Below are 18,451 nucleotides of genomic sequence, written 5' to 3'. Positions count from 1 at the left end.
CAGCATGAATTCAAAAAAAATAATTACAGATACAAATAATGAAAAAGGGGTCATCACCTATCCTGCCCATGGCAATCTTTACCTGAACATTACCAACAGGTGTACTGCAGAATGTACTTTCTGTATTCGTGATCTTTCTAATGGAGTCTATGGTTACAATCTGAACCTTTCTGAAGAGCCATCAGTTGATGAAATAGTGAATGAACTTGAAAAACACAATCTTTCAGCATACAGAGAAATTGTTTTCACAGGTTTTGGAGAGCCGACCACCAGACTGGATGATCTCCTCCATTTGATCTCATGGTTAAAGAAAAAAGGACTCTATGTACGGCTGGATACAAACGGCCATGCAGAACTATTATATCCTCACAGAGATGTGGTCTCCGAATTGAAGGATTCGGGACTTGATGAGGTATCCGTCAGTATGAACGCAGAATCAGAAGATCTCTACAATCGTTTATGCAGACCCTATCACAAAAATGCATATAGTGCTATGCTTGAATTTGTAAAAAAAGCAATTGCTGCGGATATAAAAACACGGGTAACGGTAGTAGGTATGCCAGAAGTAAATGTAGAAAAATGCCAGCAAATAGCAGAGCAAATGGGAGCTGATTTTTATGTTAGATAATACTATTCTCACTCAAAGATCAGTATCTGAGATGCTTTATGAGATCATTCCTGCCACATGCCTGCAATCTATTTCGAATAAGCTTTGTTAATGGTTCAATCGCATTTTTTTTGGCACTTATAACAGCTACCTGGTCGATCCACTGGCGCCATGGAGGAAGAAGACCAAATTTCTCAACAATATCATCAATTACATCATCCATACGATCAGGATCTATCTTATCAGCCTTATTAATTGCAATTATCACTGGAATAGATATTTCATTTAGAAAGTCAAACATTTCAATATCTATCGGAATCTGACCCCGGGAATTCCATCTTTCAACTATTTCATTAAATGAAGAGCCATCAACAACCAGAACTGCCAGCTTAATTCTTGAAGTGTTCGTTTCAATATATTTAATGATCTTATCTTTTACAATGTCCTGTTTTCGTTCCTTTACACCACTCATAAATCCAAATCCAGGCATATCTGTAATAAGGAAATCAGGATACTGAATACTTGTAGGTTTTAGAGTAACGCCTGGCCTTTTGCCTACCTTTACCTTTTTTCCGGTAATTATACGAATTATTGATGATTTACCTACATTAGATCTTCCTGCAAAAATAATCTCATTGAGTTTTTCAGAGCTATCGTGATTGTCATTTTTCACGATCATCGATCTCCTGAGAGTACTCTTCAACCATATCATCAAATATTCTTAAAAAAATTTCCAGCTTTTTTTCAGGAATCCTTGCACCGGCTGCCATAGGATGACCACCACCGGTTCCACCTACTTTTCTGGAAGCTTTACGTGTAATACGATTCACATCAACATTTCCTCTGGAGCGGATACTTAGATCAAACACATCCTTTCTGGATCGATGTTCTGCAGAAATACCCACTGATTTTCTTCCGTATGCTGCTGCATATATCGCTGCTTTTGACATATAGCCGTTCGCATTTACTATATACGAAATGTTTGAAAGGCTTAACACATTCTTTTTTATGTGAAGCCTGAGCTCTTCTTCAAGAACAGAGGCCCTTTTTGCAAAATCCAGCAGCTCCGGGATTTCAGAAGGTATGACATCTGTTGATAAAGTATTCAGTATCTTCCGTTTCAAATTGTAGTCCCTACCCACAAATGTAACTGCCTGTATCAGTGTTCCAGCCTGAAAATATAGGGTCCTCTTATCCCAGTCCTTGGACCATTGACGTATAGTGTCTGTATTGTCAGAAAAATCACCAATTGCACCATATATTGCAATTCTTCTTATGTCCCGACCAAGCATTTCCTTCAAAGACCTATAGGTAAGTTCTGAAGCACAGGATCCGGTATCATGATAAAACCAGTCAGAACCCCATTCATCATACGGAAGAGGATGATGATCAATATAAATCACCTTGCTGTGCCTGGAGAGGTCATTAAGACGATCCATAAGACCAGCCTGGGTACGTTCATCAACCGCAATATCACATATAACTATGTTATCATATCCATCAGCCATGTTATTCAGTTTATCCAGAAGATTCACAGGACTGGTAAAATAAACATCACTTTCTTCATATGCGTTTTTTGCAATGGCACCTGCACAAATTCCATCAGAATCTCCATGAGTAAAAATAATAGTAGGTTTTTCTCTTTGGGTTTTACTTTTCATACCTATCATTTCCATCTCTAAAATTCAATGTCACTGCTAAAAATTAGCCCCCGTTTATTTAAAAGGTTTCTCAAATACAATATTCAGCTATGTTGCATATAAAAATTCAATTGATTGTGCTGATCAATGATTTATAGTCAAAGAAACAAACTTCTGCTTTATTTATTTCAGTGTAATCACACAGTCAAAAGCTTTCATTAAATAAAAAAATTCTGTGGTAAGTGATTTAAATCATATCCCATCCTTTTTGCAAAACATGACATAAATTGCAGCCAGAGAGATAATTGAGATCAGTATTTCAAAACCGGGCTGAACTTTTTCATCTTCAGATGAAGATGTCCCGTCCTGATCTAATGATTCTTTATTATTCCGGTTATTTGCATCTTCCTGGACATTAGCTGCAGAATCCGGCATACCTTCAGAATATATATTGATTAAAGGTCTATTGGATTCTGTAACTGATCGGTATCCACTCATGTCCACATAAGAAGACTCCGCAGGAGGCAGTTCCATTTCACCTGCCTGATCCATCTTTATCCTGTAGTTAAAGCTTGTGGAGGAATCTTTTTTAACAACGTCACTGAATTTTGTATCACCCGAAATTAACGTGCTATTTTCAGGAACATGATCGTATACATTGACACTTGCATCAACATTACCTATATTATTTATTTTTAAAGTTATCGTGATCTCTTCCGAGATCAAAGATTTGGAGGGATTAGCCTCTTTATTTAGAATAATGTAAGGACCATTAACTTTAACTTCTGGCTTGTCTGAAGATACCTGATATTTTTTGTTCTCCGGTGAAGTAAAAGATGTTTTTACCTGAGGAAGATTATATTTTCCAGGTTTTTTCGGGGTCATGGAATATTTGAATAGAGTAATACTTTCTCCTGGCTTTAGAGATAGAGTCTTATTTAAGGATACATCTTTTTCGGGTATGAAATTGTTATGAATACTGTCAGACACCTCAATAGAGTTAATATCTACCAGACCACTGTTTCTGAGCATTACTGTAGCGTGTGCCACCTCATCAATATAGATATCCCCAGTAACTAATTTAGTGACCTTAAGGTCCCATTTTTTTTCAACCGTTACGGATTTTTTCGTTTCCTTATCATACGTCTGTCCTTTTATATCAAAGCCGGTTGCTCTGGCATGTAAATTGAAAGTTTGACTGTCCCATATATGAGGAGTTTTCATCTTTATTGTTACCGGGTCACTGGATTTACCTTTGAGTATTTCTGTAAATGAGTGATCCAGATCACCTTCAATCAATTCAAGACCATCAATGTCAAGAGCGAGCCGAACATCTTCTGCCTTTGCATTTCCTGTATTTTTCACAACAACTGTTGCAGTAATTGAAGACTCAGATGCTTTTTTAGGATCATATGTATCCCTATCTGGCTTGATATTTATTTCAAGTTCAGGGAGTCCTCTCCTGAAGATCTGAACATCTGCATAGGGATCCTTCATTTCACCGGACCATGAATCTATGTTGGTCTTCACTTCCTTTACATAGACACGAATTTCATCTCCATGTTCTATAGAATCACCAACACGAAGAGGAGCCTCTGTCTTCAATTGTCCATCCATATATATTGATATGTGGACATACCCATCTTTATTGAAGTCCTGTGCCCTTACAGTATAATCTTTATGTTCTACAGAATCTCCCCAGTAAAGTTTCTTAGAGTCTATGCTGGAAGTCCATTCCACATCTGAAGATGCAGTAGCAGGTGACAGAAAAACACCAATTGCAAATAAAAATATCAGCAAATATGAAATTTTTTTGAACATGAGAGTCACTGACCTTATTATTGAACAAAGCAAGTCGGAATATATGATCCTGATCTATCTTACATATTAAAGGTTCATGTAAATAAACATTTTTAACTGCATTATCTGTAGCATCATTACTATCTGAATTTAAAAATTATAGAATCCTAATATATATTATCTATATAATATACACATAAAATATATATTTTGATCATTACATATGTATTATCTGAAATTAGATGTAAACCAGATATTATTAACAGAAGGCAATGATTCATAGACCATGACCAGCTCGATAATATACAGAAGATGTACAAAATTGCGGAATAATAGCGAATGTATAATGAAAATAATCCTATGCAGGTCCGTCACAATACAGAAAAAGAACCTGAATAAAGAAGAACTGGAATTATACCGATTTATTTCCGGCGGATTTGACGCTAAATGAGGATACAGGATGACTCTGTATCCGATAAATTGATATTGATACAGATCGAAGTCCTGTTCATGAAACTATCCGAAATATCCCATATACTCGAGAAAATCGCACCTTCTGAACTGGCAGAGGATTTTGATCACGGAAAAATTGGACCGGTAATTGATCTGGGAAATGAAATAAATAAAATTGCAGTCTCGTTAGATGCAACCGATTACGTCCTCAAAAGGGCTGCTGAGATTGAAGCAGACCTGCTTATAGTCCATCATACACCAATATTCACTCCCATTACATCAATAAAAGAAGCACTTGCAGAAAAAATCAGGATAGCACTGGAAAATGAAATATCCATTTATGTGATGCACACAAATTACGATAAAGCAGAGGGTGGAGTAAATGATGTTCTTGCAAAAAAGCTAGGACTTACACATATCGAAAAATTAGATATGGGACGGATTGGAACAATTCCACGATCCTCATCTATCTCCCTTGCAAAGCATGTTTCCAAGTGTCTTGATACTCCCATTCAGTATGTCGGAGAACGGGAAGATATTAAAAGGGTAATGACCATTGCAGGCAGTGGATTTAAAGAACCATACATTCAAGTGGCTAGAGAGAAGAACGTTGATGCAGTTATTTCAGGAGAACTCAAACATAGTGTGATCCGTGAATATGAAGACATGGTGTTGATCGATGCTACCCATTATGCAACAGAAAATCCTGCAATGAAGGAACTGAGTTCAAAGCTCAAAGAAAAAATAGATATAGATATCGAATTCATAGACCACAATCCATTCATAAGATTTACAGAATAAGGAATATCCTGATAATTTTTACTTATCAAGATCCGTATTCTCGATCACTTTTTTACCACGATCCATTGGCATTATTTCCAATCTGGAGTCTTCAAATTTTTTTTTGAGAGGATCAGTATCAGAGATTCGGTCCAGTGTTATTGCCAGGGCAGCAACCTCAGAATGAGGCTGATTTCCCACAGCTACATTCCAGTCCGCCATTTCATATATCTCAGGAGGAACCTTTTCAGCACCTACAACAATCATCAGCTTGTCGCAGGGTTTTATTTCCTCCACCACATCGGGCAGATTTATCCCGTACATCGATAGATGACACACATATCCACCTTCTTTCTTCCACTTTTTTATCTCATGCTTCCAGTTCACATTGTTCCTGAAAAAAAAACCGCCACCCCACCTGTCAGTCACATCATCTATACTTTTCTCAATACCGGGATCATTTGAAGCAAGCAGGATTCCATCTGATCCAAATGCTCTTGCCACAAGCCCTACATGTGTTGTGATCCTCTTATCTCTCTCTGGACGGTGACCCAATCTCATAACAATTATTCTTTTCATGGTCTACATAGAAAACAATGATCATATTTTACTGCATCTGTGATCCTTTTATTCTAAGATCAGCATAATTAAAGTTCCCTGTAAGTGGGGACTCGTTCGATCAGCATTCCTTCGACAACAATTGGGAGATTTAGTTGTGCACTCTTGATAGCATTATCCAGTTTCCATTTCTTTTCGGAATAAATAGTCAGGACGGGTTCATTTTTCTTTACCGGTTCACCACGTTTTTTGTGGATTACAACACCTGCTCCTTTATCTGCCGGAGCACCGGCTATTCTTGCAATCTCCACAATCCTCTTATTGTCAAATTCCAGAATATATCCATTTGTGGGTGCAAAAAGCTGAATGGAATGTTCCCCTATTATTATGTCCGCAGAAGTGACCCCAGGATCTCCCCCCTGAACTTCTATTATCTGTTTCATTTTTTCAAGGGCTTTTCCATTTTTGAGGGTTTCCATTGCAAGTTCCTGTCCATTACCTTTACCAGCAATACCACCCATCTCCAGCATCATTCCTGCAATCACTGTACTCTTCTCAATCAGGCTGTTTGGACCTTCCATAGATTCCAGCACCCTGAAGGCCTCTCGTACCTCAAGTGCAGGGCCTACAGTTCGACCTACAGGTGAAGAACCATAGGTCAGTGCACATTCTACTGTCATCCCCAGTCTTTCACCAAGGTTTATCAGGTCCCTGGATAGTTTTCTTCCGGTTTTGATATCAGGAATCTTGGTACCGGCACCCATCGGGATATCCATTACAACATGATCAGCACCTACTGCACCTTTTTTTGCCATTATGGAAGCAAGCAGCTGGGAATGGGGATCAACTTTGAGCGGATATTCAATCTTGATCAATTTATCATCTGCAGGAGCAATGTTTGTCCCACCACCCCAGACAAGTACTCCACCAACCTTTTCAGTCATCTCTTTTATTTCAGATGCACTAAAGTCCACTGGTGCCAGTACTTCCATCAAATCTGCAGTGCCACCCGCGCCTGTTATAGCACGGGAGCTGGTCTTAGGGATCAGTAATCCATTCGCAGCTACAATAGGAACGATCAGCAGAGATATTTTGTTCCCTGGAACACCTCCAATTGAATGCTTATCCATTATTGGATGAGAGTCAAACTCTATTTTTTCCCCGGTATCTATCATAGCTCTTGTCAACCATTCAGTTTCATCATCAGTAAGGTCGTTTATGTAGGTACTGGTAATAAATGCTGACAGTTCAATATCACTAAGGCTCTCATCAACAATTCCCCTTACGATCTCATATATCTCATCTTTTGTCAAAATCTGTCTGTCCATTATCTTTCTAATAAGTCGGGCAGATTTTGGACGGGAAGCAGGAGTTACTTCCACTGTTTCAGTCCACTGTTTATTGAGCTTCTGCTGCAGTTCATGGTAGACACCGATCATACCCGGAGGAATCATATCCTCCGTAAAATCAACAATTGCAGTCAAAGATTCATGATTTCTAACTCTTACACGATCTCCTTCAATGACACCAAGCTCCTTTGCATCTATTGAATTGAGAACTACTTTATATTTTCCTACTTTGATATCAATTGGCTGAACTTTTAATTGCATTTATTACACCACTTTGTATATATTCAACATTAGTACGATACAATAAATAGGTTTAGCCCGAATATAGGTGAGATTGGTTGAATTCACTAAGCCATCAGATAATATGGGTACTTCCTGAAGAGATATCTCGGGCACATTCTCAAGAAATAATTTAGACTGTCAGGTATCAACTTATTAAAAATTCGGGTATACGAAAATCCTTAAGTACCATTAATTATATTAACCCACTCTAGATAATATAGGTTAATGAAATATTAGTGGAGAAATCTGATATGTATCTTGCCAGCTACGAAAATGACAAACCCTGTATAATTGAAAACCTGCCGGACATCAACCTTCTTAACTCACTTGGACTTAGAAAAGGATCAAAGGTATCCATCAGATCCAGACAGTTCTTTGGAGGACCACTGGTTGTACAGATTGGAACACGGTGTGTTGCAATAGATAAAAAGATAGCTGAGCAAATTATCATAAAAGAGGTGCACTGAGTGCGTTGTCATAATACCGGTTCCAGAAAACTTCCGCCCAGTGCACCAGATGATATTAAAATTCTGTTGATGGGTAACCCAAATGTTGGAAAAAGTGTGATTTTTTCCAAATTAACCGGTATGGATGTTTTGACTGCAAACTATGCAGGAACTACAGTAAGTTATACAGCAGGAAGTATAAGCTATCGAAGTAAAAACGCTACCCTGATTGACGTTCCCGGAACATATTCCCTGGAAGCAACATCCCCTGCTGAACAGGTTGCGGTTAATTTTCTTGAAGAGGGTGCAAATGTAATTATCTGTGTACTTGATGCAACAAACCTTGAGAGAAACCTCAACCTTGCCCTTCAGATAAAACATAAAGATGTGCCTGTAATATATGCACTTAATCTGATCGATGTTGCTGAGAATAAAGGTATATCAATTGATGTAAAAAAACTTGAAGAGGAGCTGGAAGCACCGGTAATCCCGACTATTGCTCCACGCAATATTGGACTGAAAGATCTTCTTGACAGAGCATGGGACGTTGCTCTCAGGGAGCCGATTGCAATAAAGCCGGTTCAGATGTCACATGATGAGAGATGGCAGGAAGTTGGAAGGATTGCTGAAAATGTGCAGGTGGTAGAACACAGGCATCCGACATTCTGGGATAAACTGGGAGATGCACTGGTACAGCCCTTTCCCGGCTTGCCTCTGGCACTTATCATCCTGACTTTTTCAATGCTTTTTGTTGTCGGAGGTGGACAGGGCCTTAGAGCACTTTTGCTCCTTCCAATACTGGATAACTATTATATTCCAGCAGTAACTTCCCTGGTAGCATATTTTATTCCTGAAGGAATAGTATTCAACTTACTGGTAGGAGAATACGGTGTACTGATAAAAGGAATTGAATGGCCTTTTTTCCTTATACTGCCATATGTCACACTATTTTATGTTGTCATTTCATTTTTAGAGGATAGTGGGTATCTTCCTAGACTGGGAATATTATTGGACAGTGTTCTTCGCAAAATCGGAATGCTTGGAAGTAATGTTGTCCCAATGGTAATGGGATATGGATGTGCAGTCCCGGCCATACTTGGAACAAGGGCCGCAACCAGCCAGAAGCAGCGTCTTATGATAACATCCCTTGTTGCACTGGCAGTACCCTGTACTGCACAGAGTGGTGCATTCATCGCTCTTCTGGGAGACCAGTCGATCCTTGCACTGGTATTTGTATATATGGTTTCGTTTGTGGCAATTCTGGTTGCGGGATTTATATTGAACAGAGTGATACCAGGTGAGACCGATCCAATGTTAATGGAAGTTCCAAACCTGCTGAAACCATCTATGAGTGCACTTTCTCAGAAAATAGTTATCAGGATAAAGCAGTTCCTGCTGGAAGCAGAGATTCCCATGATACTGGGAATACTGTTTGCAGCCGTACTTGTAGAAACAGGATTGCTGCTGGTTATAGGAGATCTCCTAAAACCACTTGTTGAGGGATGGCTTGGCCTTCCAAAGGAAGCAAGTCTTGCATTGATGCTTGGAATAGTTAGAAGAGAGCTGGGAGTATTGCCACTGCTGGAGCTTGAACTAACAACACTGCAGCTTATTGTGGGGTCTCTGGTCGCTCTATTCTATTTGCCATGTGTCACTGTAATGGCGATCATAATTAAAGAGTTCAACCTGAGACTATCCATCTACGTAATAGGATTTACCACAATTATTGCATTCACATTAGCCGGTCTATTCAACCAGATAGCAAGGTTGCTTGGATTCCAGTAATTTTTCTAAAACCATAAAACGATAGATATGATTCCAGCCATAACAAAAAAAATAGAAGAAATAGCGACTAAAAGTCATATATTTAGTAAGATCTACCGGATGTACTACAAAAGACTGGTCGCAAAAGAAATAGCAATTGCTACCATATCCCAGAATGATCATATTTTATGTATTGGTGGAGGACCCTTTCCCTGTACAGCAATTGAAATAGCTGAGCAGACGGGTGCGCAGGTAACTGTTGTGGACAACGATCCGGAAGCTGTAGAAATTTCCAGAAAAGTTGTAAGCAGACTACATCTGAACAATAGGATACAGGTGATTCAGGCAGACGGAGAAAATGTCAGTGCGCACAGATATTCTCTGGTACATATAGCTCTTCAGGTTTACCCAAAGGAAAAAGTGCTTGCAAATATCTGTCACCGGATAACACCACATACCAGAATACTGATGAGAAGAACAAAGATAATTTTTAGCCATATATTATATGGCATAGAAACCGATTTTTGCAGTAGCAATGCAGACTGTTTAGGTCAGAACCTCAAATGTATAAACTGCACAATGAAAAATACTGTACTGCTGGTTAAAAATGAAATGGGAGTAAAGGATGAAAAATGTAATATTGTATCTGATTGGCCTATCAGCTCTGATCGCAACGCTCTGGATTGCTGATCTTTCCAATACTATATCAGATATCAGGTCTGTTAACATACAGATCGTAATTTTACTCTGTCTTCTCCAGTGTATAACAATTGGACTTATCAGCAGTCAGTGGCACATAATCACAAGAAAACTGAACAGAGATATCAGTTATTCCCAGGTACTGGATGTTAATATGGCAGGTACCGTTGTTGAAAGCATAACACCAGCATTAAAAGCCGGAGGAGAACTGACAAAGGTATTACTCATGCGTTCAAGATGGAATATATCCGGCTCAGATGCCACAGCTATTATCTGTATCCAGAAAATAATCAGCCTCTTTCCATTTATGACCCTTTGCCTAGCATCACTTGGATGGATTATCTTCTATGGTGATAAGCAAACTGAGAGCATGTATATATTTACAGGAGCTTTTATTCTGTTTCTGGGAATTTTTACATCATTTTCTCTGATAGTTATGTTTCCTGAAGCAATGATTCGATTTACTGAAAAATTCCCAGTGAAAAATACAATCAAAGTCAGGATCTCAAATAATTTAAGTGATTTTAGAGATTCGGTCAGAATACTGAAAAATAAAAACTCATATATTCCGGTATTGCTGACACTATCATTTATCATCTGGGGACTGTTTGGAGTAAAGGCATATTTGCTTGCAGATGCAATAAATATTGATCTTGGAGTTGCTGCAATCTTTACTGTAACAATACTTTCATACATGATAGCAATGGTTCCAGTATCTCCCGGAGGAATCGGGACCTTTGAAGGAAGCATTTTGGTTCTGTTGAGTTCAATGGGGATTGCATCTTCTCTTGCCATAACCTTTGCTCTGGTCTTAAGATTTACAACTTACTGGTTTGCATTCCTATTAAGCACACTATACCTGGCCATAAAAAAAGTTGCAGATTATCGTCAGCCGGATGGTAATGAACCTAACTGGTGAAATTCCTATATGAAATTATTTATTTAACAAACAATTCGTACTTCTTTTTTGATAAAACCAACATCTAAAGTAATTTAATCAACTTAAATTGTTATATATACAAATATATTTTTTAACAAGTGTTATATAAAATTCGGTCATCTATAAATTATATCTATAGTATGTTAAGATATGATAAATACTAAAATTTTAACTGTAAATTATAATTATCTATATATATAATGTCATAAATTGCAGTGAATAACAAAATTCACAGGATAATATCATGAGACAATTGCTGGATGTACCATTAAGAAAAAAGCTCATTGTGTATATCGTTATTAGCATTGTTTTAATAATGACTGTCACTACAACAGTAATTGTCTCCACAGTCACATCAAGAGAAGAAAGCATTGCATATAAGCAATCTGTTGAAATGACAGAAAAGTTCGCCAGTCAGTTCAACGCTGATATGAGAGAAAATGCTGCAATACCACATGTGCTTGCAGGTACGATGTCAGCATATGAAAACCCAAGCAGAGAAAAAACAAATTTGATTCTAAAAAAGATACTTGAAGATCATCCAGATATCCTTGCTGTATTTGTGGCTTATGAACCAGATGCCTTTGATGGAAAAGATCACAAATATATTAATTCTGAAGGTCATGATTCAACAGGAAGGTTCATACCCTACTGGAACAGAATTGACGGGGATATAAAACTGGAGCCGCTTGTTGACTATGAAACAGAAGACTACTACCAGGCTCCAAAAAGACTGGAGCAGAGTATAATAACAGATGCCTACTATTATGAAGGAGTGTTTATTGTAAGCTTCGTCTCCCCAATATTTAAAAATGGAGATTTTGTAGGTGTTGCCGGCATAGATGTTTCACTGAGATATATAGATGAGGTTGTAAGCGATATCAAACCTTTTAATAGCGGTTATGCACTGATGACAGATAGCAGGGGGACTCTGCTTACACACCCTGTGAATAAAGAATGGATAGGTAATATCAGCCTCTGTGATCTGGAAAATGAAAAATGTTTGGAAATTGCAGAAGATATACATACAGGAAAAAGCGGATATGTAGTTTCAAAGGATCCTGTTAATCAAATGGATTCAATAATATTTTATGAACCTATACAGACAGGCAATTTCTCATTCATTCTGGTTGTTCCAAAAGATGAAATGCTTGCTGGCGTTGATGAGATCAAAAGAGAGTTGATCAAAATATCACTTATAGCTATCGTCTTTATGGGGATGATAGCTTATATGACAGCAGACTCAGTTGCAGGATCCATAAACAGAATTGTCACTGACTTTAAAAGAATATCTGACGATGTGCTCAAGGGCAATCTTAGTGCCAGGGCTGATACAGATGTAGACATTGATTTTTATGAAATTCCCCGGGGACTGAATGAAATCCTGAATACTCTCCAGGAATACTCACAGGATCTGGAAAAATCAAACGCATTGAAAGATGAGAGTCTTCATTTCCTGCAGGAGGTGATGGATGCAATTCCAGCCCCGATATATTACACAAGTAGAGAGAATCTGTTACTTGGATGCAATACTGAATTTGAGAAGGTAATGAGTGTTGACAGAGAAGAGATCATAGGTGAAGCAGTAAACGAAATTTTTCCAGAACACCTCAATACGGAAAAATATGAAAATAATATAAGTGCCCTCCCTGAAGATGGGATTCATAAATTTGAATCAACCCTCAGGTATCCAGACGGATTAAATCATAATGTTATTATTAGTAAATCTATTTTTGAGAGTAATACCGGAAAGCATGACGGCGTAGTTGGAGTCATCGTTGATGTAAGTGATAAAAAGATGGCAGAGGAACTCAGACATTCAAATGAACTTAAAGATCTGTTTATAGATATCATGCATCATGATCTCCTGAACCCAACAACTGTGATAAAAGGCCTTACAGAATTTTTGCAGGAAAAGGAGACGGATGAAGAAAAGGCTCATACATTAAGCATGATAGAACACAACAGTGAGAAGCTAATTACTATGATAGAACTTGCTGCCAAGATAGCAAAACTTGAGGATACAAAGCAAATAGAACTTGAATATACTAATATATGTTCAATAATGAGAAATGTGCTTCAAAGTTATGCGGATCAGATCGATGAAAATGAAATCGAGATTGATCTCAGAATACCCAATAAGTGCTATGCAATGTCAAATCCAATAATAGAAGATGTATTTTCAAACCTTCTTTCAAATGCCATAAAATACAGTCCTGAAAAAGGTAAGATAATTATTGACATATCTGATGAAGAAAAGAGATGGAAAATAAAAATAACTGATTTTGGCAAAGGGATTCCTGATGAGGCAAAAAAAGATATTTTCAATCGTTTTACCAGAGTTGAAAAAGGTTCGGTAAAAGGATCCGGTCTTGGCCTGGCCATTGTCAAGAGGATAATGGATCTTCATGGAGAAGAGGGTGGTGTGGAAGATAACCCCGAAGGCCCAGGATGTGTGTTCTGGATTACACTAAAAAAAGCAGAAGATGATAATTAGTCGCTATACATGATTAAAAAATATTCACTTCCAGATATCAGACACGAATTTAAATTTACAGATCATAGTTGTTGTATCGGGAATGGAGCATAAATGAAGGGCTGGATTTTATATAAAGAATCTCAGGATAGTCTAAAAGCGGAGCATTATGAGATAAATCGCTTTCTGGAAGCTGCAGAAAAGAAAGGAATTGATGTAAAGGTTGTTAGACCTGAACAGTTTGAGCTGATTGTGACAAGGGATGGAAGAAACAGCGTACTCCTTGATGGAAAAGTAGTAATGCTTCCAGATTTTCTGTTACCCAGAATGGGAGCCGGGACAACATATTTTGCACTGGCTGTTATTCGACACCTTGAACGATTGGGGGTCTATACAGTTAATTCTTCAAACAGTATTGATACTGTAAAGGATAAGCTATACTCTCAGCAGATTCTGGCAGAAAAGAGCATTCCAGTACCAAAAACAATGCTTGTTAAATATCCTGTTGATGTTGAACTTGTTAAAGAGCAGCTGGGATTTCCACTTGTGGTCAAAACTGTATCCGGATCCCAGGGAAGTGGAGTATTTTTATCAGAGAATAAATCAAATTTCACAGACCTTATGGAATTGATCCAGGCAACAAAAAGCAATATAAATATAATTCTTCAGGAATTTATAGGTTGCAGCAGGGGGAGGGATCTTCGCGTATTTACGATTGGAGGACGTGCTGTAGCATGTATTGAAAGATCTGCAAAAGATGATAGTTTCAAGGCAAACTTTTCAAGAGGTGGAACAGTCAGAGAATTCAGGATCACACCTGAAATTGAGTGGCTTGCTAACGAAACAGCAAAGATATTCGGGCTGGAGATAGCAGGAATAGACCTTCTCTTTGATGGAGATCACTTCAAGGTCTGTGAAGCTAATTCTTCACCTGGATTTGAAGGGATTGAACAATGCTGCAATATAGATATTGCCAGTGAGATCTATAATTTCATAAGGATCAGACTGGGTAGGTTTGATGAGATCTGATATCTGAATTGATAGCTATGTTAAGATTATACACTTTAAATAAAATTATTTATTGTTTTGAATATCAAATAAAGGACCTGTAATAAAAGGACCCATATCCTCCAGTACTTCAATATTAGCAGAGATAGAATCGACATCCTTAAAACTTACTATGTGAAACAGTGCATCTCCTTCATTTACCATTGGAAGATTATTTCTTCCAATAATAATTCCTGTAGTTGAGGATACTATAGGGGATTCTTCATTTCCAAAAGGATTTACAATAACTCCTGTAGATTCTCCCTTGTTAGTCTGATCTCCAAGCTTTTTTAACGGATAAAAAATTCCACTGTTTGGAGCACGCACCCATTTACTGGACCTGCCTATTCGGGGTATGATACTGCTGGATTTTTTTCTTGCAGGAGTTGGTAGCATTCCCAGATAATGCATTACGTTTCTTATACCCTTCACACCTGCACGGATTGAGACCTCATCAAATCTTAGAGCTTCTCCCCCTTCGTACAGCAGCATTGAAATATTTGAATCGTCACATGCCTGTCTGAGTGATCCATCGATTGATTTTGTATCCAGTATTAACGGCAGGTTAAATGCTTTTGCCATCTTTTCGGTTGTTTCTCTATCAAGATTTGCCCTTACATGCGGGAGATTACTTCTATGAATTGCCCCGGTATGTAAATCAATACCATGAGTACACTTGCTGACCACTTCAGTCATAAGTAAATTTGCAAGTCTTGCAGCAAGAGACCCCTTCTCTGAACCAGGAAAAGACCGATTAAGGTCACGCCTGTCTGGAAGATAGCGGGACAGGAAAATAAAACCATAAATGTTTACAATAGGAACAGCTATCAGAGTACCCCTCATTTTCTTAAATCTGGATGACCTTAACAGGCGTCTGATAATTTCAATACCATTGATTTCATCTCCGTGTATCCCTGCAAGAACAAAAAGACGAGGACCATCCTTTTTTCCACGTATAACATGGACAGGGATCCTTATAGGGGTCTGGGAATATATACCTGCTTTTGACAATTCCACTACTTTGCGCTCACCTGGTTTTATTTCAGTATTACCAATAACAAGACCTTGATTGTTCTTTCCCATGTTTACATTTCTGCCTTTACCTTTTTTTAACCTTTACCCTTTGTACGTGTTTTTCCGGGTTTTGCATTCTTTTCTATAAATTCAATTATTGCTCCTGCAACATCCTTACCTGTTGAACTTTCAATACCTCCAAGTCCAGGAGATGCATTTACTTCAATTACAAGTGGACCTCTCTGGGACCGGAGTATATCAATTCCTGCCACATTAAGACCCATTATCTTTGCAGCCTGGACAGCAGTCTTGCGTTCTTCAGATGTTAGTTTCACAGATTTACCAGTTCCTCCCCGATGGATATTTGAACGAAACTCGTCTGGTACTGCCTGTCTCATCATTGAAGCAATTACTTTGTTTCCAACTACAAAACAGCGTATATCCGCCCCTCCGGACTCCCGTATATATTCCTGTACCATTATATTGACTTTCATCTCCAGAAAAGCTTCAATAACACTTCTTGCAGCACTTCTGGTTTCTGCAAGGACAACACCTATACCCTGTGTACCTTCCAAAAGCTTGATAACCAGAGGAGGGCCTCCAACCATTTTTACGAGATCTTCAATATCATCCGGAGAATGAGCAAAACCTGTAACCGGCAATCCAATGCCTTTTCTTGAAAGTAATTGCAGAGATCTCAGTTTATCTCTGGCACGTGTTATAGCCACAGATTCATTCAAACAGAAAACATTCATCATCTCAAACTGACGTACCACTGAAGCTCCGTAAAAGGAAATGGAATGACCTATACGCGGAATTACTGCATCAAATGCCGGTAAGATCTCACCTCTATAGTGAATACTTGGTTTTCTGGAAGTTATATTCATATAACACCTGAGAGTGTTGATTACAATTACCTCATGACCTCTTTTTTGTGCAACTTCCACAAGTCTTTTGGTAGAGTATAAATTTTTATTTTCTGACAAAATTGCAATTTTTATTTTTCAAACCCCCATATCTAAATAGTTCATCTATAAGAATAAAGGATGAAATAGATTTTCGTAACCATTAGTTTAGTATACTTATTAAACAGATGCTGTTCCGTCATCAGCGATAACATTGCTGGAATCGATGATCACATCTTCATCAATAAGTTCTCTTTTCTGTTCCAGGTCCTGCTCCTGAGCAATCTCATCAAGAACACTTTTTTCGCCACCAACCCATTTTTCCATCACAGAACATGCTACAAGATCACCTGCAACATTAACAGATGTACGACTCATATCAAGAATACGGTCAACACCGATTATCAGAGCAATTCCGCTTGCAGGAATTCCCACACTGGTAAGTATCATTGCAAGTATTACAATACCAACACCTGGTGTTGCAGGCGTACCTATTGATGCTGCAACAACTGTAATAACAATCAATAACATCTCACCAAAGCCAAGATCCACACCAAATACCTGAGCCAGGAATACAGCTGCCACACCCTGATAGAGAGCCGTACCATTCATATTAATAGTCGCACCCAGAGGAACAACAAATTGAGATACAGAAGGTCTAACTCCCAATTTGTCTTCAGCCGTTTTAATAGACAGTGGCATTACTGCTGCAGAACTTGATGTTGAAAATGCAAGAAGAAGAACATCATGTACTGATCTTAGAAAAACAAAGGGATTCATACTGGCAACTATATACAGAATAAGCATATATAGAGAAAACAGCAACAATAAACCAAGTAGAACAGTTCCTACATAAACAGTCATTCCCAGCAGTGCCTCAATACCAATGTTTAGAGTAAATTTTGCCAGAAGCCCAAAAACAGCAAACGGAGCCAGTAGCATACTCCATTTTACAACCAGCATCGATACTTCCTGAACAGATCCAAGTAGATCCAGCAATGGCTTTGACTGCTGAGGAGCCATTGAAACAAGAGCAATACCTACGATTATGGAAAAAAGGACCACCTGAAGCATCTGCCCTGATACCATTGCAGCCAATGGATTTGTAGGAAGAAGTGATCCAATCTGCATTGGAATTGATACTATAACAGAATTGCTTATTTCATTCTCTACTACATCCACCGGTGCCACCACGTCTCCCATTGTGGCCCTTACAGCATCACTGCTAATGTACTGTCCTGGCTGTATTGTAGTGGCCAGCCCCAATCCTATGAATACAGCAATTACAGTGGTGATCAGAAAATAGCCTACGACTCTAAGACCAACTTTTTTAAGCTGTTCTATATCCTCTCCTGCAGCAATTCCCCTTATAATCGATGCAAATACCAGAGGTATTACAATCATTTGTAAAAGACCAAGGAAAATGTACCCTGGTAACGCAAGCCATTCACCAAGTATAGTGGCAGTTACCGGATCTACAAGACCGTAGGTGGGTCCAAGCAATAGTCCTACAGCAATTCCAAGAAACATCCCTATAAAAATTTTAAGCCATAGTCTGCCCTCAACCAGTGATTGCAGATACTTGCTCATATACTTGAGTGATCTGGGATGTATCAACTTCAGAGATTCCTGGGGTCTGATCTTTATCGGCATATCATCACTGGATCACATCATCAAAGAGAAATAAAAGA

At 38.4% G+C, this 18,451-nt stretch carries 16 protein-coding genes; 8 read left to right on the top strand and 8 right to left on the bottom strand.

Going from position 1 to position 18,451, the window contains the following annotated elements; all coding sequences use genetic code 11:
* Positions 1-4: 4 nt before the first annotated feature.
* Positions 5-628 (top strand): TatD family nuclease-associated radical SAM protein, encoded by a 624-nt coding sequence (locus tag MZHIL_RS03470; protein WP_013897987.1) that lies wholly within the window; start codon positions 5-7, stop codon positions 626-628.
* A 19-nt stretch (positions 629-647) separates the two neighbouring features.
* On the opposite strand, the gene engB is transcribed toward MZHIL_RS03470, so the two are convergent.
* The 3 genes from engB to MZHIL_RS03455 all read right to left on the bottom strand — a co-directional run bounded on the left by engB (position 648) and on the right by MZHIL_RS03455 (position 4,068).
* Positions 648-1,280, bottom strand: a complete 633-nt coding sequence (gene engB, locus MZHIL_RS03465) for a GTP-binding protein EngB (RefSeq protein ID WP_245527561.1) — start codon at positions 1,278-1,280, stop codon at positions 648-650.
* A complete protein-coding gene (locus tag MZHIL_RS03460; protein ID WP_048815625.1) occupies positions 1,270-2,268 on the bottom strand; it encodes a DHHA1 domain-containing protein in 999 nt (332 codons plus the stop codon). Before MZHIL_RS03460 ends, engB begins: the two co-directional genes overlap by 11 nt.
* 231 nt (positions 2,269-2,499) lie before the next feature.
* Positions 2,500-4,068: a COG1361 family protein gene (locus tag MZHIL_RS03455; protein WP_013897984.1), complete on the bottom strand. Its 1,569-nt coding sequence runs from the start codon at positions 4,066-4,068 to the stop codon at positions 2,500-2,502.
* A gap of 426 nt (positions 4,069-4,494) precedes the next feature.
* On the opposite strand from MZHIL_RS03455, the gene MZHIL_RS03450 reads away from it, so the two are divergent.
* Positions 4,495-5,301: a Nif3-like dinuclear metal center hexameric protein gene (locus MZHIL_RS03450; RefSeq protein WP_013897983.1), complete on the top strand. Its 807-nt coding sequence runs from the start codon at positions 4,495-4,497 to the stop codon at positions 5,299-5,301.
* Between the two features lie 18 nt (positions 5,302-5,319).
* On the opposite strand, the gene MZHIL_RS03445 is transcribed toward MZHIL_RS03450, so the two are convergent.
* Together MZHIL_RS03445 and MZHIL_RS03440 are read right to left on the bottom strand one after the other, a co-directional pair.
* Positions 5,320-5,859: a tRNA (cytidine(56)-2'-O)-methyltransferase gene (locus tag MZHIL_RS03445; RefSeq protein WP_013897982.1), complete on the bottom strand. Its 540-nt coding sequence runs from the start codon at positions 5,857-5,859 to the stop codon at positions 5,320-5,322.
* A 68-nt stretch (positions 5,860-5,927) separates the two neighbouring features.
* Complete coding sequence (locus MZHIL_RS03440; protein WP_013897981.1) at positions 5,928-7,448, bottom strand: AMP phosphorylase; 1,521 nt, start codon at positions 7,446-7,448, stop codon at positions 5,928-5,930.
* Between the two features lie 272 nt (positions 7,449-7,720).
* Here MZHIL_RS03440 and MZHIL_RS03435 point away from each other — a divergent pair, with 272 nt between their 5' ends.
* From MZHIL_RS03435 to MZHIL_RS03410, 6 genes are all read left to right on the top strand, one after another.
* Positions 7,721-7,936: a FeoA family protein gene (locus MZHIL_RS03435; RefSeq protein WP_013897980.1), complete on the top strand. Its 216-nt coding sequence runs from the start codon at positions 7,721-7,723 to the stop codon at positions 7,934-7,936.
* Positions 7,937-9,700, top strand: a complete 1,764-nt coding sequence (locus tag MZHIL_RS03430) for a ferrous iron transporter B (protein WP_013897979.1) — start codon at positions 7,937-7,939, stop codon at positions 9,698-9,700. It begins immediately after the preceding gene.
* A 99-nt stretch (positions 9,701-9,799) separates the two neighbouring features.
* The gene (locus tag MZHIL_RS03425) at positions 9,800-10,369 is read left to right on the top strand and encodes a class I SAM-dependent methyltransferase (protein ID WP_048815463.1); all 570 of its coding nucleotides are present in this window, start codon (positions 9,800-9,802) and stop codon (positions 10,367-10,369) included.
* A complete protein-coding gene (locus MZHIL_RS03420; RefSeq protein ID WP_048815462.1) occupies positions 10,305-11,297 on the top strand; it encodes a lysylphosphatidylglycerol synthase transmembrane domain-containing protein in 993 nt (330 codons plus the stop codon). Before MZHIL_RS03425 ends, MZHIL_RS03420 begins: the two co-directional genes overlap by 65 nt.
* Before the next feature lie 265 nt (positions 11,298-11,562).
* Entirely contained in the window at positions 11,563-13,815 is a 2,253-nt protein-coding gene (locus MZHIL_RS10190) for an ATP-binding protein (protein ID WP_013897976.1), read from the top strand.
* 93 nt (positions 13,816-13,908) lie between these two features.
* On the top strand, positions 13,909-14,823 hold the full coding sequence (locus MZHIL_RS03410) for an ATP-grasp domain-containing protein (protein WP_013897975.1): 915 nt from the start codon (positions 13,909-13,911) through the stop codon (positions 14,821-14,823).
* A 45-nt stretch (positions 14,824-14,868) separates the two neighbouring features.
* Here the strand turns inward: MZHIL_RS03410 and MZHIL_RS03405 are convergent, their stop codons facing one another.
* From MZHIL_RS03405 to MZHIL_RS03395, 3 genes are all read right to left on the bottom strand, one after another.
* Positions 14,869-15,924, bottom strand: a complete 1,056-nt coding sequence (locus tag MZHIL_RS03405; protein ID WP_013897974.1) for a succinylglutamate desuccinylase/aspartoacylase family protein — start codon at positions 15,922-15,924, stop codon at positions 14,869-14,871.
* A 26-nt stretch (positions 15,925-15,950) separates the two neighbouring features.
* On the bottom strand, positions 15,951-16,844 hold the full coding sequence (gene rimK / locus MZHIL_RS03400; protein ID WP_281034000.1) for a 30S ribosomal protein S6--L-glutamate ligase: 894 nt from the start codon (positions 16,842-16,844) through the stop codon (positions 15,951-15,953).
* 96 nt (positions 16,845-16,940) lie between these two features.
* Complete coding sequence (locus MZHIL_RS03395; protein ID WP_013897972.1) at positions 16,941-18,413, bottom strand: dicarboxylate/amino acid:cation symporter; 1,473 nt, start codon at positions 18,411-18,413, stop codon at positions 16,941-16,943.
* Positions 18,414-18,451 lie beyond the last annotated feature (38 nt).

Source organism: Methanosalsum zhilinae DSM 4017, assembly GCF_000217995.1.
GTDB lineage: Archaea > Halobacteriota > Methanosarcinia > Methanosarcinales > Methanosarcinaceae > Methanosalsum > Methanosalsum zhilinae.
Note: the sequence above shows the minus strand (reverse complement) of the source record. Positions and strands in the feature narration are given on the sequence as shown.

Coding starts and splice junctions, on each gene's coding strand:
- MZHIL_RS03470 (WP_013897987.1), top strand. CDS start 5: ATGAATTCAAAAAAAATAATTACAGATACAAATAATGAAAAAGGGGTC.
- MZHIL_RS03460 (WP_048815625.1), bottom strand. CDS start 2,268: ATGAAAAGTAAAACCCAAAGAGAAAAACCTACTATTATTTTTACTCAT.
- MZHIL_RS03455 (WP_013897984.1), bottom strand. CDS start 4,068: ATGTTCAAAAAAATTTCATATTTGCTGATATTTTTATTTGCAATTGGT.
- MZHIL_RS03450 (WP_013897983.1), top strand. CDS start 4,495: ATGAGGATACAGGATGACTCTGTATCCGATAAATTGATATTGATACAG.
- MZHIL_RS03445 (WP_013897982.1), bottom strand. CDS start 5,859: ATGAAAAGAATAATTGTTATGAGATTGGGTCACCGTCCAGAGAGAGAT.
- MZHIL_RS03440 (WP_013897981.1), bottom strand. CDS start 7,448: ATGCAATTAAAAGTTCAGCCAATTGATATCAAAGTAGGAAAATATAAA.
- MZHIL_RS03435 (WP_013897980.1), top strand. CDS start 7,721: ATGTATCTTGCCAGCTACGAAAATGACAAACCCTGTATAATTGAAAAC.
- MZHIL_RS03425 (WP_048815463.1), top strand. CDS start 9,800: ATGTACTACAAAAGACTGGTCGCAAAAGAAATAGCAATTGCTACCATA.
- MZHIL_RS03420 (WP_048815462.1), top strand. CDS start 10,305: ATGAAAAATGTAATATTGTATCTGATTGGCCTATCAGCTCTGATCGCA.
- MZHIL_RS10190 (WP_013897976.1), top strand. CDS start 11,563: ATGAGACAATTGCTGGATGTACCATTAAGAAAAAAGCTCATTGTGTAT.
- MZHIL_RS03410 (WP_013897975.1), top strand. CDS start 13,909: ATGAAGGGCTGGATTTTATATAAAGAATCTCAGGATAGTCTAAAAGCG.
- MZHIL_RS03405 (WP_013897974.1), bottom strand. CDS start 15,924: ATGGGAAAGAACAATCAAGGTCTTGTTATTGGTAATACTGAAATAAAA.
- MZHIL_RS03395 (WP_013897972.1), bottom strand. CDS start 18,413: ATGCCGATAAAGATCAGACCCCAGGAATCTCTGAAGTTGATACATCCC.